Annotated in this window: 16 protein-coding genes; 3 read left to right on the top strand and 13 right to left on the bottom strand. The window is 66.2% G+C overall.

Annotated features, from left to right (window positions below; all coding sequences use genetic code 11):
• The first annotated feature begins 22 nt into the window (after nt 1-22).
• The gene (locus tag TS85_RS15045) at nt 23-1039 is read left to right on the top strand and encodes a zinc-dependent alcohol dehydrogenase family protein (protein ID WP_044333287.1); all 1017 of its coding nucleotides are present in this window, start codon (nt 23-25) and stop codon (nt 1037-1039) included.
• A 202-nt stretch (nt 1040-1241) separates the two neighbouring features.
• Here TS85_RS15045 and TS85_RS15050 read toward each other — a convergent pair whose 3' ends face one another.
• The 7 genes from TS85_RS15050 to TS85_RS15080 form a co-directional block, all read right to left on the bottom strand.
• A complete protein-coding gene (locus TS85_RS15050; RefSeq protein WP_077228638.1) occupies nt 1242-2096 on the bottom strand; it encodes a DUF1838 family protein in 855 nt (284 codons plus the stop codon).
• An 11-nt stretch (nt 2097-2107) separates the two neighbouring features.
• Nucleotides 2108-3121 carry a DUF1838 family protein gene (locus tag TS85_RS15055; protein WP_044333289.1) on the bottom strand — a complete coding sequence of 338 codons (1014 nt, stop codon included), beginning with the start codon at nt 3119-3121 and terminating at the stop codon, nt 2108-2110.
• 106 nt (nt 3122-3227) lie between these two features.
• The gene (locus TS85_RS15060) at nt 3228-4115 is read right to left on the bottom strand and encodes an alpha/beta hydrolase family protein (RefSeq protein ID WP_162184727.1); all 888 of its coding nucleotides are present in this window, start codon (nt 4113-4115) and stop codon (nt 3228-3230) included.
• Nucleotides 4116-4206: 91 nt separating this feature from the next.
• Nucleotides 4207-5685, bottom strand: a complete 1479-nt coding sequence (locus TS85_RS15065; protein ID WP_155006601.1) for an NAD-dependent succinate-semialdehyde dehydrogenase — start codon at nt 5683-5685, stop codon at nt 4207-4209.
• Nucleotides 5686-5890: 205 nt separating this feature from the next.
• The gene (locus TS85_RS15070; RefSeq protein WP_227698509.1) at nt 5891-6985 is read right to left on the bottom strand and encodes a zinc-dependent alcohol dehydrogenase family protein; all 1095 of its coding nucleotides are present in this window, start codon (nt 6983-6985) and stop codon (nt 5891-5893) included.
• A 204-nt stretch (nt 6986-7189) separates the two neighbouring features.
• On the bottom strand, nt 7190-9571 hold the full coding sequence (locus TS85_RS15075) for a TonB-dependent receptor (RefSeq protein WP_162184728.1): 2382 nt from the start codon (nt 9569-9571) through the stop codon (nt 7190-7192).
• A 236-nt stretch (nt 9572-9807) separates the two neighbouring features.
• A complete protein-coding gene (locus TS85_RS15080; RefSeq protein ID WP_227698510.1) occupies nt 9808-11001 on the bottom strand; it encodes an alpha/beta hydrolase-fold protein in 1194 nt (397 codons plus the stop codon).
• Between the two features lie 236 nt (nt 11002-11237).
• Here TS85_RS15080 and maiA point away from each other — a divergent pair, with 236 nt between their 5' ends.
• Nucleotides 11238-11876 carry a maleylacetoacetate isomerase gene (gene maiA / locus TS85_RS15085; RefSeq protein ID WP_044333295.1) on the top strand — a complete coding sequence of 213 codons (639 nt, stop codon included), beginning with the start codon at nt 11238-11240 and terminating at the stop codon, nt 11874-11876.
• On the opposite strand, the gene hmgA is transcribed toward maiA, so the two are convergent.
• On the bottom strand, nt 11877-13160 hold the full coding sequence (gene hmgA / locus TS85_RS15090; protein WP_077228858.1) for a homogentisate 1,2-dioxygenase: 1284 nt from the start codon (nt 13158-13160) through the stop codon (nt 11877-11879).
• 86 nt (nt 13161-13246) lie between these two features.
• Complete coding sequence (locus TS85_RS15095) at nt 13247-14452, bottom strand: sugar-transfer associated ATP-grasp domain-containing protein (RefSeq protein WP_162184729.1); 1206 nt, start codon at nt 14450-14452, stop codon at nt 13247-13249.
• 182 nt (nt 14453-14634) lie between these two features.
• On the opposite strand from TS85_RS15095, the gene TS85_RS15100 reads away from it, so the two are divergent.
• Complete coding sequence (locus tag TS85_RS15100) at nt 14635-14934, top strand: DUF6916 family protein (RefSeq protein ID WP_044333298.1); 300 nt, start codon at nt 14635-14637, stop codon at nt 14932-14934.
• A 12-nt stretch (nt 14935-14946) separates the two neighbouring features.
• On the opposite strand, the gene TS85_RS15105 is transcribed toward TS85_RS15100, so the two are convergent.
• Genes TS85_RS15105 through TS85_RS15120 form a run of 4 tightly spaced genes read right to left on the bottom strand, consistent with a single transcriptional unit; the run spans nt 14947 to nt 17446 of the window.
• Nucleotides 14947-15447, bottom strand: a complete 501-nt coding sequence (locus TS85_RS15105; RefSeq protein ID WP_162184730.1) for a GNAT family N-acetyltransferase — start codon at nt 15445-15447, stop codon at nt 14947-14949.
• A 28-nt stretch (nt 15448-15475) separates the two neighbouring features.
• Nucleotides 15476-16036 (bottom strand): phage tail protein, encoded by a 561-nt coding sequence (locus tag TS85_RS15110; RefSeq protein ID WP_044333299.1) that lies wholly within the window; start codon nt 16034-16036, stop codon nt 15476-15478.
• Between the two features lie 11 nt (nt 16037-16047).
• The gene (locus tag TS85_RS15115; protein ID WP_044333300.1) at nt 16048-16596 is read right to left on the bottom strand and encodes a phage tail protein; all 549 of its coding nucleotides are present in this window, start codon (nt 16594-16596) and stop codon (nt 16048-16050) included.
• Nucleotides 16597-16648: 52 nt separating this feature from the next.
• On the bottom strand, nt 16649-17446 hold the full coding sequence (locus tag TS85_RS15120) for a phage tail protein (RefSeq protein WP_227698511.1): 798 nt from the start codon (nt 17444-17446) through the stop codon (nt 16649-16651).
• Nucleotides 17447-17533 lie beyond the last annotated feature (87 nt).

Here is a 17533-nt window from a genome sequence, read left to right on the forward strand (position 1 = left end):
GCCACCAAGACTGGAGTGAGATGTGAAAGCCTATAAGATCGGGCCGCAAACCGGCCTCGATTCGCTGCACCTGTCGACCAAGCCCGATCTGGTGGCCGGTCCGGGCGAGGCGATCGTGAAGGTGCGGATGGTGTGCCTTAATCATCGCGACATGCTGGTGCTCAACGGCACCTATGGCGCGCGCCGCCCCGAGGACCGCACCCCGGTATCCGAGGGGATGGGCGAAATCCTGTCGCTGGGCGAAGGCGTCACCGGGCTCGCGCCGGGAACGCGCGTGGTCGCACCGCATTTCGTGACGTGGTTGGACGGCGCGTTTCATCGGGGCGCGTTCCAGCATGATGTGGGAATCACCCATGACGGCTGGCTGGCCGAGCAGGTGCGCGTCCCCGCCGCCGCGCTGATCGCAGTGCCCGACGCGCTGACCGACATGCAGGTCGCGCCACTATCCTCCTCGGCGCTGACCGCGTGGAACGCGGTGGTCGAAGTGGGCAAGGTCAAGGCCGGCGACACGGTGCTGGCGCTGGGCACCGGCGGGGTATCGATCTTCGCGCTCCAGATCGCGAAGATGCACGGCGCGCGCGTGGCGATCACGTCGTCGAGCGACGAGAAGCTGGAATTGGCCCGCTCGCTGGGCGCCGACATCTGCATCAACTATCGCACCCGGCCAGACTGGGAAGCCGCGCTGCTGGAGGCGACGGGGGGCGGAGGCGCGGACATCGTCGTCGATACCGCCGGACAGGCGACGCTGCGCCAGTCGATCGACGCGGCGGCAGTCAATGGCCGCATTGCGCTGATCGGCGCACTGGCGGGGCAGGCGAAGGAAGGGCTGCCCAATTTCGGGGCGATCATCGGCAAGAATTTGGTGATCGCCGGGATCGCCGAGGGCAGCCGCGCGATGCTGGCGCGGCTGGTGCGCGCCATCGAGGTCAATGGTCTCCAGCCGGTGATCGACCGCGTGTTCGGCTTTGACGAGGCGCTGGAGGCGTATCGCTACCTCCATGCGGGCACGCATGTCGGGAAGGTGCTGATCAAGTTCTGAAGGCAGGCCGTGTGCGCGGCCCGCCTCCTCTGAATCACGTCGTCCCGGCGAAAGCCGGGATCGCCGGCCTATAGTAGCCGGGCTCCTGCTGCGAACGGAGTCCCGAATGGATCCTGACTTTCGTCAGGATGACTGTTGCAAGTTACAGAAAAGGGGCCGCCTGGGTGTACCGGGCGGCCCCTTTTGCGTTCGCACGCTCGTATCAGAGCGTCTTCCACACCGGATCGAGCAGCGCGCCAGGATTCTCCAGCACGTTCGGCCATTTCTCCCGCGTCGCCCTGGTCCAGCGATCCGGGAGCAGGTCCATGGTCACGCCGAAACGCCCGCTGCCGATCGCCATCAGATGGCCGGGATGGTCGCCCATCTGCATCCAGGGCCGCCATGCGACGACATTGGTGAAATTGGCCTCGCACGGCACGCGCGGCAGGTCGGGCTTTTCGAGGTCGCTCAGATGCGCGTGCATCGTGATCGCCTCGCTATAGCGGAACGGTTCGCCGCCGCCGGGCGCGGGGAAGGTCACGCGGCTGACTTCGGTGAACCAGACATCGTCGCCGCGCACTTCGGGGGTGCGGATGTCGTGGTCCATCACGGCGCCCGGCATCATCCGCGGCACTTCCATATGCAGCGTCGGCGTCACGATGATGCGGTTGGGCGGCAGGTTGGTGCGCGGATCGGTGACGGTCTTGCCGGTATAGGGGATCAGGAACTGGCCGGGCGCCTCGCCCGTCTTCGGATCGAGGAAATGCGCGATTTCCCCGGTCACTGCGTCGAACCCGCCATCGGCGCGCCGCTTCCACCGCGTGAAGGTGACCCCGATCACGTCCCAGAGCGGGGTGACCTCCGACCCGACGACGCCGAAATAGCTGCCGCTGATATAGCTGACCACCAGCCGCTCATCGAGCGACCCACGCATCCGGATATAGGCGAGGAAGCGATCCTCGGGCGCCGCGAAGTCAAGTTTGCGGCCCTTCCCCACCAGCGCGGCGGCAGGCGCCGCCCCGATGACTGCGCCCGCGCCCAACAGGCCCAATGCCCCGCGTCGTCCGATGTTCGGCATGTCGTTTCCCTTTACTTGGCTGGCAGCGTGATCGGCGCGGGCGGCTGTGGCGGGGCCCAGCCTGCAGGCACCGGCGCCGGGGTCTGCTGGCGGGCATAGTTTTCGAGGCTCGACAGCGACGGGCCGTAATCCTCGGTCGGGGCGTGGAGCCATTTCTCGTCCATCGCACGCGCGGCGGCGACCAGGTCGGGCGCAAGGCCGCGAATGCCCTCCTCCATCGATCCATAGCTGCACACATAGCTGATATGCCCGGGCGCCGCGCCCATCAGCATCCAGGGCAGCCAGGGGGTGATCCGGCTCCATGCGCCGACATGAGGGATGTGCGTGAGCCTGGGATTCTCGATGTCGGCGCGGTCGATATAGTAAGTGAAATATTCCGAGACGCGGTTCATCGCGCCCGAGGATTCGCGCACCCATTTCGCGGGGTTGAGCGCGTTGGGGTAGAACAGGTCGATCGCGGTCTTGAGCAGGATCATGTTGTTGGGCGCGGTATCCCAATCGAGCAGCAGCGGGCGGCGCGGCGGCTTGTCCTTGTTGAGCCCGCCATAAGAGGGGGGCTCGGGCGCGAATTCGCCGATCGTGAAGTTGAACGGATCATTGGCGATCGGCACCACCTTCACGGTTTCGTTGGTGTAGGGATTCTGCCAGCTGTCCATGATCTTGCCGGTCTGGATGTCGCGATAGAACACGATCTCGCGCAGCAGCTTGCGCCAGCTTCCGTCCTCCAGCTGCTTGAGCCGGACGACGCTGAACCCCTCGACGTCGAACAGCGGGCGGACGCGCTCATTCTCGCGGACGCCGACGGCGCGGCCCTTGATCCAGCCGATTTTTTCCTTGGTCGGATCGAGGTCGCCCTCCAGCCGCGCGAAGGTGTCGCGGTTCCATTTGGGGTCCTTGAAGTCGACCTTGGTGAGGAACGGAATTTTCTGGGCCGGCGCGGTCGCGAAGGCTGGCGCGGCGACCGTGCCCGCAGCGGCGGCGGCGAGCCCCAGGCCCTGGCGGCGGGTGATCAGCAGGTCGTTCATTGCTCGGCTCCCGAAAATGTCTCTAGGCATGAATTGGCGTCAGTCGCGGCGGCGCTGCCAGCAGGGTGGCGCGACTGTCCGACTGCCGGATAGTGGCTTGATGCGGCTATTTCGACTGCAAGACGACCACCCCCGCATCGGCGCGCGCGGCGTCGAGTGCGCGCCGTGCCGCCGGATCGCGACGCTGGAACGCATCGAGGAAGCGCAACGAGAGCGCGCTTGCCTGCGCAAGCTGGGCGAGTTGGGGCGGGCCGGGGAGTTCGGGGCGGCAGATCGCGCCGCCGAAATAATGATCGACCCCCTCCAGCACGAGCGCATACCGGTCGCGACCGGCGGGAGCGGCATCAAAGGCGGCAAGGTGGCCGCGCCACGCATCCGGCCCCGGCGGGGCTGCCGGCCACAGGTCCATCGTGCCCGTCTGGATCAGCGCCGGCACCTTGAGCGCGGCATAGCCCTCGGCGCTGATCAGGCCGGGCAGCGGCGGCGGGGGGGAGAAAGCGAGCACCGACCGTGCGCGCGGATCGGCGAGCGGGCCCGCCACCCCCTCCGGCACCACCGCCGCCGCACCGCCCAGCGTCAGCGCGGTCAGCCCGCCATAGCTGTGCCCCGCCGCGACATAGTCGCCGCGCGCCAGCTTCTCGGACAGCAGCCGCATATCCTCGACCCGCGCGGCCCAGCTCTTCAGGCCCGGAAACGCCTTGGTATCGGGGTGATCGGTCGAATCGACGTGGAGCGGCGCAAACACCTCCCAGCCGCGGTCGGCCCAGGGCTGGATCAGTCGTTCATATTTCCAAGGGGCCGAGGCCGCGCCGTGCGAGAACAGGATAATGCCCCGGTGGCGACCCTTTGGCTGCCAGTGCGACACCGACACGGCACGCCCGCCGGCGGTCTTGAGCTCGATGGTCGCCGGTGCGGACCAGGCGAGGTGCGGCAGCACGACTGCCCCCGCCGCCATGGCCCCGATCACCGACCGCCGCGTAACGATGCCGTCCATACCCATCCCCACAAGCGCCAGCGCCCTTTAGACACGCGCGCAGGGGAGTCGCGAGAGCGTTCGCGGGCGGACTATCCGCGTGGCGGATAGATCAGGCGTCCAACCCACCCAGACACAGATATTTCAGCTCCAGATAGTCCTCGATCCCGTATTTCGACCCCTCGCGCCCCAGCCCCGACGCCTTGATCCCACCGAACGGCGCGACTTCGGTCGAGATCAGGCCTTCGTTGATGCCGACGATTCCGTACTCCAGCGCTTCGGACACGCGGACGATCCGGCCGATGTCGCGCGCGTAGAAATAGGAGGCGAGGCCGAACGGGGTGTCGTTCGCCATCGCGATCGCCTCTGCCTCGTCGTGGAAGCGGAACAGCGGGGCGACCGGCGCGAAGGTCTCCTCGCGGAAGATCAGCGCGTCGGTCGGCACGTCGGTCAGGATCGTGGGCTGGAAGAACGTGCCCGCGCGGTCCGCACGGGTGCCGCCGGTCAGCACGGTCGCGCCATGGGCGACCGCATCCGATACATGCGCCTCGGCCTTCGCCACCGCCGCCTCGTCGATCAGCGGGCCGATCGTCACGCCCTCCGCAAAGCCGTCGCCCAGCGTCATCGCCTCGACCGCCACCTTCAGCTTTGCGGCAAAAACGTCATACACGCCGTCCTGCACCAGCAGCCGGTTGGCGCAGACGCAGGTCTGGCCGGCGTTGCGATATTTGGAGGCCAGCGCCCCCTGTACCGCCGCATCCAGATCGGCGTCGTCGAACACGATGAACGGCGCATTGCCGCCCAGTTCCATGCTGGTCTTCTTGATCGTCGGCGCACATTGCGCGAGCAGCAGCGCGCCGACTTCGGTCGATCCGGTGAAGCTCAGCTTGCGCACATCGGGGTTCGAGGTGAGCTCGCCGCCGATCTCGCTGCCCGGCCCGGTGAGGACGTTGCACACCCCCGCCGGGAACCCTGCCCGTTCCGCCAGCACCGCCAGCGCGATCGCGGAGAACGGCGTCTCGCTGGCGGGGCGCAGCACGCCGGTACAGCCCGCCGCCCATCCCGGCGCCGCCTTGCGCGTGATCATCGCCGCCGGGAAATTCCACGGGGTGATCGTCGCGAACACGCCGATAGGCTCCTTGCGCACCATGATCCGCCGGCCCGGCGCATGTTCGGGGATAGTGTCGCCGTACACCCGCTTCCCCTCCTCCGCGAACCATTCGATGTACGATGCGGCATAGGCGATCTCGCCCCGACTTTCGGCCAGCGGCTTGCCCTGTTCGGCAGTCATGATCCGCGCCAGATCCTCCTGATGCGCCATCATCAGATCGAACAGCCGGCGCAGGAGCGTGGCGCGGTCCTTGGCGGTGCGGCGGCGCCATGCGGGCTGCGCGGCCTTGGCGGCAGCGATCGCGGCGCGCGCCGCCTCTGCCCCCAGCGATGGCACCCGCCCGACCAGCGCGCCGGTTGCGGGATTATGGACGGCGATCGACCGGCCCTGCGGATCGACTTCGACCCAGTCGCCGCCGATACGGTTCGCGGCGCGCAGCAGCGATGGGTCCGCCAGCGTGGCGGCGAATTGGGGGTCGATCACGTAATGTCTCCGGGTGCGCAGCGTAGGAAACGCCTAGGGAACAACCCATCGTCATCCTGACGAAAGTCAGGATCCATTCGGGGCTCCGTCGGCGTTCTTTCGTCCAGCGGAGCGGCTAAATGGATCCCAGCCTTCGCTGGGATGACGACGTGTAAGTTTGGCCACCGTCACGTGCGATTGCCTTGGGATGCGAGGTGCATGTTCAGAATTCGACGACCTGGCGCACGGCGCTGCCGTCGTGGAGCCGGTCAAACCCGGCATTAATGTCCTCCAGCCGCAGCCGCCCGGTGAGCAGCTTGTTCACCGGCAGCCGCCCGTCGCGGTACAGCGCGATGTAGCGCGGGATGTCGCGCACGGGGACGCAAGTGCCGATATAGCTGCCCTTCAGCGTGCGCTCCTCGGCGACGAGCTGGACGACATTGACCGGCAGCGCGGCGCCGGGCGGCGGCAGGCCCGCGGTTACCGTCATCCCGCCCCGCCGGGTCATCGCGACGGCATTCTCCAGCGCGCGCACCACGCCCGCAAATTCAAAGGCAGTATCGACGCCGCCGCCGGTAGCCGCACGCACCCGTTCCACCGCATCGGCGTCGCGCGCATCGACGATGTCGGTCGCGCCGACCTCCAGCGCCAGCGCCAGCTTGTCCGGCGACATGTCGATCGCGAATATTCGGCTGGCCCCCGCCGCACGCGCGCCCATCACCGCAGCCAGCCCGACGCCGCCCAGCCCGATCACCGCGACGGTGCTTCCCGCCGCGATCCGGGCGGTGTTCACCACGGCACCGACCCCGGTCAGCACCGCGCATCCGAACAGCGCAGCCTCCGCCAGCGGCAAGTCGCGGTCGATCTTCACCAGCGATTCGCGGGCGACGACGGCGTGATCGGCAAAGGCCGACACCCCCAGATGATGATGGATCGCCCCCGAATCGTCCGACAGCCGCGATCCGCCTCCGGTCAGCACGCCCGCGCCATTGGCAGCGGCGCCGGGTTCGCACAACGCCGGGCGCCCCTCCGCACAGGGAATGCAATGCCCGCAGCTCGGCATGAACACCAGCACGACATGGTCGCCAATCTCCAGATCGCGCACGCCCGCGCCTAGCCCCGCGACCACGCCCGCTGCCTCATGCCCCAGTGCCATCGGCATCGGGCGTGGCCGGTCGCCGTTGATCACCGACAGATCGGAATGGCACAGCCCGGCGGCGGCGATACGCACCAGCACTTCGCCCGGCCCCGGCGGATCGAGCCGGATCGTCGCAATCTCGAGCGGACGGCTTTCCGCATAGGGCGGCTTCGCGCCCATCGTTCGCAATATTGCTGCCGTCACTTGCATCCCGCATCCTCCGCTGGCCGCCTGATGCGCCGGGCAGCGGGAATGGGCCATTCGCGAGCGCGGCTTTTCTCGTCAGACGATCACGCGCCGCCAGCGACAGCCGACAGCGCGTGACCTGTATCGTCCAGACCAGGGTCCGGGACCGTCGCGGCCCCGGACGTGGTATTCACAGGTTCAGAACTTGACCTTCACCTGCACGCCGCCCGTGCGCAGTTCGGGCAATCCGACCAGCAGCGCCGAGTAGTTTGCGGTATAGGCAAAGGTCGGCGTGAACATGAAATTGTCATAGACGCTGACATATTTCTTGTCGTTCAGCAGGTTGGTAACGAACGCCTCCAGCGAGACATTACCCTTGGTCACGCCGACACGGGCGTTGAAAACATGCCGATCCGGCGTCCGCACGATGTTCGCCTGATCGGACCACACGCCCGATTTAAAGTTCCAGTCCAGTCGGCTAAACCAGGAGGTATCTTCGATGCCTTTCACGTCGCCACCCAACTGGATCGCGCCCGAGGCGGAGTATTTCGAACTGTTTGGCTGCTCATTGCCCGAAAAGTCGGAGATCCCGGTCAACGTGGTGAGCGAACGGTTGGTGAACGCCTTGATATCGCTCAGATTGACCGCGCCCGCCAGTTCGAACGTGACCAGATCGCTGGCCCGCAGCGACGTCTGCGCTTCCACACCATATAGATCGACCGCACCCGAATTCGCGCTACCGTAGAAGAAGGCATTGGTCACGGGTACGATGGCGACGATCGAATTGATCTGGTTGCGCCACTTCGCATAATAGCCCGCCAGGCTATAGGTCAGTGCGCCGCCCAGCGTGCGGCCCTTCATGCCGAGTTCGTAGTTGTCGACTTTTTCGGGCGAGACCTTGAGCGTGATGCCCGCCGCATAGGCTACCGCCTGCGTGGTGGCATCGGCGCTGATCAGGCCCGTGCTGAACGTACCTGGGTTCACGCCCTTTGCGAACGACGCGTAGAGCATCGTGTTCGGGTCGACCTGATAGTTGATGATCGCGCGGGGCAGGAAGTTCTTGTACACCGAATCGACGATCAGGCTGCCCAGACCTGCCGCGATCGGCGTACCGCCCTTTGAATTATACGCGTAGGTATGGTCGATCTGGTAACGCCCCTCGAGGCTGACCGACAGCGCCGATGTGAAGTCGTAGGTCAATCCGAAGAACGCGCCGGTCGTCTTGGCGCGATCGGTGCCCCCGCCATTGGCGAACACCGTCGTACCCAGCGCCCCGTTTCCGCCGCCGATCGAACTGCGGTTGCGCCCGTCAAGCAGGCTGACGCCGACGACCCCGCGCAGCGCACCACTGTCATAGGATAGCCTGCCTTCGACCGAGTAATCCTTGGTGATGCGCTCGCCGAGATACGGAAAATCGAAGTAGCTGCGCGATCCCGTTGCCGCATACAGATTGGTCACGCCGGTGGAGTCATAGCCGTCCAGGTCCGAGAACTGGCTCCAGCGCTCATTATTGTAGCCGGCGAGCAGGCTCGCAGTGAGTTGCGGGGTCAGATCGACGTCCAGGGCACCATGGACATGGAAATAGTCGCGCTTCATCCCATAGCCTTGGATGCCATCCTCAGGATCGAGGACACGGCCGTTGGGGCTGGACAGGAACTTGCGAATCAGCGCGTCGTTCGAACGGTTGCTCGACACCGGATTGGCCATCGACGGCAGGACGCCGCAGATGAAGGGATTTCCGTTCAGCGTGCAGTTCGACTGGCCCTTGTAGATGACGTTGCCCGCCGAATCCTTGATGTCCACGGCGGAGATGCGCGTGCTGGCAGAAACCCCGTCGCGGTCCGCCGAATAGGAGGCGTAGACCTTGGCGGTGATCCCCGGGGCAGGCTTCGCGGCAATCAGCAGCGAGCCCGAGGTGCTTTCCTGGTCGCCCAGCGTGCCGCCATCTGCCGCGTTGATCCACGACCCGTCCTTGCCGAACCGGTCATAGGTCGCGCGAAACGTGAGCTGTTCGCCGACGATCGGCCCCTCCAGTTCGATGCGCGAGCGATAATTGTCGCGCGTGCCGACCATCCCGGTGACCGAGCCCGCCCATTCGCCGGTGGGCATCTTGTTCACGACGTTGACTGCGCCGGCAAAGGTGTTGCGACCAAAATAGGCGCTTTGCGGCCCGCGCAGCACTTCGATCCGCTCCGCCGCGCCGACGCTGTTGAGCGCGCTGGGCGACGAGACCGGGACGCCGTCGATAAAGGTCGAGACCGTCGTCGCCACCACCGTCGACGGCGTGAAGCCGCGGATGATCAGTGCCTGGATCGTGCGATCCGCGCGGCCCGACGAATTGTTGTTGATGTTGAAGCCCGGCGTGGCTGCCGCGACGTCGGCCAGCGACACGATCGAGCGCTTCTCGATCTGCTCGGTGGTCAGCACCGACAGCGTGACCGGAGTCTTGAGGATGTCCTCCTCGCGCTTGCGGGCGGTGACGACGATCACGTCATCGCGCGGCGCGACGGTCTCCTCGGCTTCCTGCGCATAGGCACTGCCGGCGGACAGAAACGATATTGCCAGAGCAATCGAAGACAATGATGCTGTAAATTTCATATATACACCCCTTTGTGTATTCTGATTAAGATAAGTCCCTGCCTAGACCGTTGATTTTATTTTCTAATCTCACGATAATATGGCCCGATATTTATTCTTTATTCGACCGGTTTATCCTATGCCGAGATCACAATCTATCCGAGCAGCGAGTATTACCGCGTCATTATTCGGATATTCACCAATGCTCCCCAGCGAACATTTGGAATTGGATCGACTTTCTACTTGAAGATGACCTGCGCATATTCGCGGAGATAATCGCGCCAGTTGGTCCAGGTGTGACCGCCTTCGGTTTCCAGATAGCGATATGCGATGCCGTAGCGATCCATCAGCCCGCGCGTCGGCGCGACGGCGCTGTGCAGGAAATCGGTCTTGCCCATCGCGAACAGCACCGGCCAATGGGCTTGGCCGCGACGGCGGAGCGCCGCGTCGTTCGCCGCGACATATTTCTCTTCCTGGCCGGGCAGGTAGAAGCCCATGCTGAACACGCCGATCGGGCCGAACGTCTCCGGGTTGGGCAGCCCCCAGGCGAGCGTATGCGCGCCGCCCATTGACAGCCCCGCCATCGCGCGGCTGCCGGGCGTCGCGACCGTCCGATAGCTGCGGTCGATCAGCGGCACGAGATCCTTGACCAGATCGTCGCCAAAGGCGCGGTTCATGAACAGGTCGCTGCCCGGCTTGAACACGGTATGCCCCGCCGGCATCACGACGATCATCGGCACCGCCTTGCCCGCGGCGATCAGGTTATCGAGGATGTACTGGGCATGCCCGCGCGAGGTCCAGCTGTCATCGCTGTCACCCGCGCCGTGCACGAGGTACAACACGGGATAGCGCTGGTTTCCGCCGGCCTCATAGCCAGGCGGGGTGTAGACATGCGCGCGGCGGACTTCGCCCAGCGTCGTCGACGGATAGTCGATCACCGCGACCGCGCCGTGGCGGATCGCCGGGTCGAAACTCTGGAACGCGCCCGCCGGCCCCTTGACTTCGAACACCGCATTGGCGCCGCGATAGTTCACCGAAAACTGAGTCGCCTGCGGATCGAGCACCGACGACTGGCCGATGCGGAAGCCATAGGCATAGGTGCCCGCAAGCACCGGCGCGGGCGTCGTCGCGACCCAATAGCCCTTGGCGTCGCGCGTCATTTCCAGCCCGGCGGGCTTGCCGTCATAGCCCGAGGGAATCTGCTCGATGTCCGAACTGACGACGCGCGGCGCCTGTGCATCGGGCGCGCAGAGGCGGAAGGTCAGCCGCGAATCCGCAAGCTGTTCGACCGAGGGAAAGAACAGCGGATTCATGAAATCCGGCTTGTCGGTACACGCGCGCAGCGTGTCGTCCTGCCCCGCCCGTGCCGCGACCGGTTGCGCGAATGCTGCCAGCAGCGCCGAAAGCGCGACCGCCCGTGTGATGTGCCCCAATTTGCCGACCCCATTATGCTGAGCCCGAAACGATAGGGGCAGGGGCGGCGGCGGCGATGCTTTGCTGAAAATTATCCGGTCTGCGGCTTTTCCGACCGGATATTTCGCCCGATCCGCCGCGCGGGACAGGATCGTGTGGCGCTGCTTTGCGCAGACGGGACGCGATTCTGCAACCCCCGAATGCTCGCCGGGTGAACCGACTGACGTGCGCGATCGAACGATGCTATCGACTCGCCATGGCAGACACCCCCATCCTCCACGGATATTACCGCTCGAGCGCCTCGTACCGCGTGCGTGCGGTGCTCAACCTGAAGGGACTCGGCTATGCCGACGCCTTTCACCACCTGCGCAAGGGTGAGCAGCGCGCGCCGGGCTATCTCGCGCTCAATCCGCAGGGGCTGCTCCCCGCGCTGGAGACCGAGGGCGACGTGCTGACGCAGAGCCTCGCGATCTGCGAATATCTGGACGAGGTCTATCCGACTCCGCCCCTGCTCCCCGCCGATCCGGTGGCGCGCGCGAAGGTCCGCGCCTTTGCCCTCGCGATCGCGTGCGACATCCATCCGGTCCAGAATCTGAAAGTGCTGGCGCGGCTCCGGGCTTTGGGGCTCGACGAAGCGCAGGTAAGCTTATGGGCCGCGACGACGATCGAGGACGGGCTGGACGCGTGCGACGCGCTTATCGCCGGGGGGCGCGGGCCGTATTGCTTCGGCGACACGGTGACGCTGGCGGACGTCTTCCTGGTGCCCCAGCTCTATAATGCGCGCCGTTTCGGCGTCGCGCTGCGCTGGCCCAGGCTGGTCGCCGCCGAGGCCGCGTGCCTGGCGATGCCGGCGTTTCGCGCCGCTGCCCCCGATGCCCAGCCCGACGCGGAGTAGCTACGCAGCGCCAGGCAAGCGCGCCTTGGCAAAGCCCGTCCAGCAATCATCATAGTCGAGCTGGCACAGCGGCGTTTCCTGGGCGAAGCGGGTCGGGCGGAACGCGAAGCGGCTTTCGAACATGAACGCCATCGTGTTCTGGATCTTGTGCGGCGCCAGTTCGGCGCGCACCGCGGCGTCATAGCTCGCCTTGTCGGGCCCATGCCCCGCCATGCAATTGTGGAGCGAGGCGCCTCCGGGCGCGAACCCCCCGGCCTTTGCATCATAGGCGCCGTGGATCAGCCCCATGAACTCGCTCATCACGTTGCGGTGGAACCAGGGCGGGCGGAACGTGCCCTCCGCCACCATCCAGCGCGGCGGGAAGATCACGAAGTCGCAATTGGCCGTCCCCGGCGTATCGGTCGGCGCGGTCAGCACGGTGAAGATCGAGGGATCGGGGTGGTCGAAACTGACGGTGTTGATCGTGTTGAACCGGCGCAAATCATAGCGATAGGGCGCCAGATTGCCGTGCCACGCGACGACATCGAACGGCCCGTGCGGCAGTTCGGTGGCCCACAGCGCGCCCCCGAATTTCTGGACCAGTTCGAACGGCGCATCGTCATCCTCGAACCACGCCACCGGCGTTTCGAAATCGCGCGGATTGGCCAACCCATTGGCGCCGATCGGGCCGAGATCGGGGAGCCGGAACGGCGCGCCGTAATTCTCGCAGACATAGCCGCGGGCGTCCGCGCCCGTCAGTTCGACGAGGAAGCGCACGCCGCGTGGGATGACGACGATCTGTTCGGGCGCGGCGGTGATCCGGCCCATTTCGGTGACGACCCGCAGCCCGCCCTGCTGGGGCACGATCAGCAGCTCGCCATCGGCGTTGAAGAAGGCGCGCCGGTGCATCGAGCGGTTCGCGGCATAGAGATGGATTCCGAGCCCGACCCCGGTGGCCGGATCGCCATTGCCGCACAGGCTGACCAGGCCATCGAGAAAGTCGGTAGGCGCGCTCGGGATCGGCATCGGGTCCCAGCGCAACCGGTTGGGCGTCGCCGGCGCCTCATCGAACGGGCCGGTACGCAACAGGCTGGGCGTGTGGAGCGGCGTGAAGGCGGGATGGTTGGCGGCAGGGCGCAGGCGATACAGCCAGCTGCGGCGATTCTCCGCGCGCGGCGCCGTGAACGCAGTCCCGGACAATTGCTCGGCATAGAGCCCGAACGGCGCATGCTGCGGCGAATTGCGCCCGACCGGCAGCGCCCCCGCCACGGCCTCGGTCGAGAAATGATTGCCGAACCCGAGCATCATCGCGGGCGATGCGGCCTCTGGTCCTTCGCTATCCATGCATTCCTCTCCACATCCCGGCGCCGTGTATATGGTTTCATTTGATACTATATCGAACGCGGTCGCGCCAGCCTCAATCGCGCCGCTGCGTGCCATTGCTCCAGGATCGGCGCCAACGGGCCCCCGTCCAGCCCGCCAAGACCCGGCAGCGTGGCGAGGATCCAGTTGCCCGCGCTGTTGCCCTCGAGCAGGATCGGGCCCGACGGCGTGACGATGATGTCCCAATGGACCAGCGCGAGCGGCGGCACCTCGGCCATCGCCCGCAGCGCGAGCGCGACAGCCGCGTCGAAATCCGGAATGCGCCGCCCCGCCAGCCGCGCCCCGTCCGCGCCCAGCCGCTCGACTCGATCGCGTGGGCGGGCGAAGCAGACGCCGTGCGACACGGCCCCGGTGGCGGGGTCCACCGGCGCGAACACCATGCCGTGCAGGAAATCGCGTAGGCTTTGCCCCGGCTGCACCAGCATCAGCAGCGCCGAATGCAGGAAGGGCGCCCCGCCCGGCAGCCACGCGGTCGCGAGCCGCAGCACCGGCGCGCGCCCCTCAACCGCCAGGTCGGCCAGGGCATCGGCGGCGACCAGCTGCGGCTGTACCAACGCATCGTCGCGGGCGAGCACCCGGTCGAGACGCGCGAGCACCCGCGCCGCGGGGACGGGCCTGCCCTCGACGTGCCACGCCGTGCCCGAGCGCGTGACGGCGAAGCCCCCCTCCCCGCCGCGCCCGTGCCGGGGCTTCACGAACACCCCCGCGCCCGTGCCCGCATCGTCCAGCAGATCGAGCGTGGCGGCGCTCCCGCGGGGAATATGCGCATGCAGCGGCGGCAGGGCGATGCCGTGCGCCGAGAGCCGCTCGGCCAGCGCAAGCTTGTCCGCCAGCAGCTTATGGCCCGCCGGGTCACCTAGGCGGGAGAGCAGCCGCGCGGCGGAACGCGCCGGCAGCGGGTGGCGTTCGCCGTGCAATGCGCGCCAGACATGCACCTCGATCGGGCTGCCCCCGCTGGCCAGACAATCGCCATAGAGCCGCAGCGCCGCGCGCGGGCGCATCCGTACCGCACGCGCAAACCGCACAGTCCGGACGAACGCGGCGAGCGACCATCCCAGCCGATCGGCCAGGACGATCAACGGACGCAGCAGCAATGGGAACCCGGCGCGCCATTCCCGCGCGGCCGACAGCCGCAATGCGGGCAGGCCGGGGCCGGATCGCGCGGCCCACCCCATCCCGTCCCAGGGCAGTCCCCGCCACAATCCTTTGCGCATCGCCGCGCCCCTCCTCACGATCCGGGCAGGCCGGTTGCAGTCTCCCATGCACCCTTATCCGCATTTTTCGCGAAACCGCGAAGAAACGCGGCACTATCGGCGCAGAGGGGCGCTTGCCGGTTGCTGCGACTCGCCGATAGCGGCTAGCCCTTGCATATCCCGACCTTCCGGAGCGCCGCGCCATGCCTTCCCTGCCCGCACTCGACGATTTCCAGACGGCGGTCGGCCAGGCCTTCACGCTCGACTATCCCGATCATCGCGACACGCTGACGCTGGTGTCGGCAGTCGCATCGCGCCACGCGCCGCCGGTCGGCCTGCCGCAGGCCTTTGCGCTGACGTTCGAATCCGACAATGCGGCGATCATGCTCGGGCAGGCGATCTACGCGCTCGATAATCAGGCGCTGGGTCCGCTGGAGTTGTTCCTGGCCTGTATCGGCCCGCGCCCGGAGGGAGGGTTCCGGTATGAGGCTGTCATCTGCTGAAACGCGCAGGCGTCAACAGTCGCCGGGCGGTGCGGTCCATTCGAGCAGTTCGTACACGCCGCGCGACGCGACGACGTCGAAGCCCAGGCGACGGTAGAGCCGCTTGGCCGGGTTGTGCGGCTCGACGTGCAGGCTGACCTTGGCGCCGCGCGTGCGTGCGGCATCCTGCACCCAGCCGAGCAGCAGCGCGCCGATCCCGCGGCCGCGAAATGCCGGGAGCAGCCCGATGTCGACGACTCGGGTTTCGCTTTGCATGTCGAACAGGATCAGCTTGCCCGCCGGAACGCCGTCCTGCTCGACGACGAGCCGATCCGCCTCGGCATAATGGGTTGCATAATGCGCGGTCTGGAGCCGGTATTGATCGTGCAGGAACGCGAGCACCGTCTCCTCCGGCCAGCCGGTGACGGCGACTTCGTTCCATCGCCCCGCGACATAGACGTCGCGCAGGAACGCCGCGTCTCCGGGCCCCGCAGGCCGCAGCGTCACACCGCGGCGATCCCACGAGGCCGGCACCGACAGGAGCGAGTCGACGGCCAACCGGCTAGGACCGGACGGGGAAATAGCCTTCGGTCGTGCAGATGCACCATTGCAGGGCCAGCGCAGGCTGGCGGTTCTCGTGCGGAGTCGACGCCCCGGCGACCGGAGACAGCGTGTTGATGTTGAGCGTGGTCTCGCCGCCAACGGCGGGGCTATAGGGATTCGAGGTCGGCGCCGTGCCGGTCGGCGGCCGGTATGATATCCCGGTCAGCAGGTTCCCCGCTGGCGTTGCGGCGCGTTGCGCCTGCGGAATCAGCACTGCGTTCAGCGTGTGCGAGTGCGGGGGTATCGTCGCTGTGGACAAAGCGACGGTCGCGCTTCCGCCATGCGTTGCATAGGCTGGATCGAAAATATCGGTCTGGTTGTCCCCCCAGCCCACGGCAGTCCGGCCCGATAGAAGCGGGAGTTTGAAGTTGGACTTTCCATCTCCCCCGAATTTATTGCCGATCACGGCTGCAAGCGCCTGATAATCCTGGATTGCGAATAGCTGCCCCTGGCACGGCGCCCACCCCAGGGGACAGAAGGTGTAGGGAAACAGGCGAATCTCGCCGATGAAAGCGTCCATCGTCTATCTCCTTAGTTCGGCCGCATCGGGTACATGCCCTCGGCCGCAATGATGTAGGTTAGCGCGAGGTACGGCATCACGTTCGCATGGGCCTGCGAATTCCCGTGAACAGGGGACACGATATTCGCGGGGAACGCTTGCGTGACCCCCGTACCCGGCGTCGCATAGGCATAGATCGCTCCGCTGGCAGGTGCTGCGGGTGTCGCAAGGGCGGCCCCGGGGCTGACGACATTGGTCGAACCTTCAGTTCCGCTCACCGAAAAGCTGTGCATATGCACCGGCATCGTGGCGTCCACGATCTGGACCATGCTGGCGCCGCCTGCCTGGCCCAGAGCGCGCGGAGTCAGGCCGGCGCCTTGTCCCTGGCCGATCGGGAGCCGCCCCCTCAGATCGGGCAGCTTGAAGGTGGTGACCCCGTCCCCCCCATAGGTCGTCCCGATCAGCGAGAATAAAGCCTGATATTGGTTCACGGCTAGCGACTGGCCTGCGCACAATAGCCATCCCTCGGGCGCATAGCCACCGCCGAACAAGCGGATTTCCCCGACCATTGAGTCAACCACGAATCCTTATCCTTTCCAGTTCGATACGGCTAAGCGGGCGTCACCGATGCGCTCAGGGGCGCATCGGGTAGTTTCCGACCGTGCAGATGCAGAAGTTCGTCACGAGGAACGGCTGCATGTTCTGGTGCGGCTGCCCGCCGCCATAGGGCGTGACCGCAGGGGGCGTCCCTGCTGACAGCAGCTGCGGAGACGGGATCGCTGCGTTGCCGTTGGGAAGATAGACGTTGAACGCCTGGGTCGTCGTCGACAGCGACGGGACGACAGTGGCGAAATAGCCGGTCCCTGCCACAAAGGCCTGCGTCCCGTTGGTCACATAGGCCTTCACGCTATGCGTATGCCCCGGCACGTTCGCTGCCTGCAGCGTGACGGTTTCGGCACCGACCATCGCCCCTTGCGCGTAATTCGTGTTGGGGTCCTCGGGGCTTACGCCGGTGCCGATGGGGGCGCGCCCGCGCAAATCCGGCATCTTGAAGTTGACGCCTTGGCTTCCGCCAAACGTGTTTCCCAGCAGCGAATAAAGTGCGGCATTCTGCGCCACCGGCAATGTACTGCCATCGCACAACACCCATCCGTTAGGCGCCCAGTTAAAGGCCCACATCTTGATTTCGCCGATAAATGGGTCGGACACCGCTATCCCCTCCGATGTGCCGCGGCTATTTTGCGCAGCGGCGATTTTCTGCGTCGTCACGGTCGCGGCGCTGAACCGCTTCGTCAATTGCGCAGGATATAGCTTGCGCGAAATGTGGCAAGTACCCAATGCCACTAAATCCGACCCAATTGTTCGGACGGCTGCATCATCTATGGTGGCGGAAAATAATTTCAGCGCTTTATCGAACTTTGCTATACGCATCCTGCGGCATATGGCAGTCGGATCACCGGCTGTGGCGAGGTTGTTTTGGACATATTGTCTCCGACGCGGCGCTGCGGCGTGGGACCG

The sequence above is a fragment of the Sphingomonas hengshuiensis genome, from assembly GCF_000935025.1.
In the GTDB taxonomy this organism is placed as follows: Bacteria; Pseudomonadota; Alphaproteobacteria; order Sphingomonadales; family Sphingomonadaceae; genus Sphingomonas; species Sphingomonas hengshuiensis.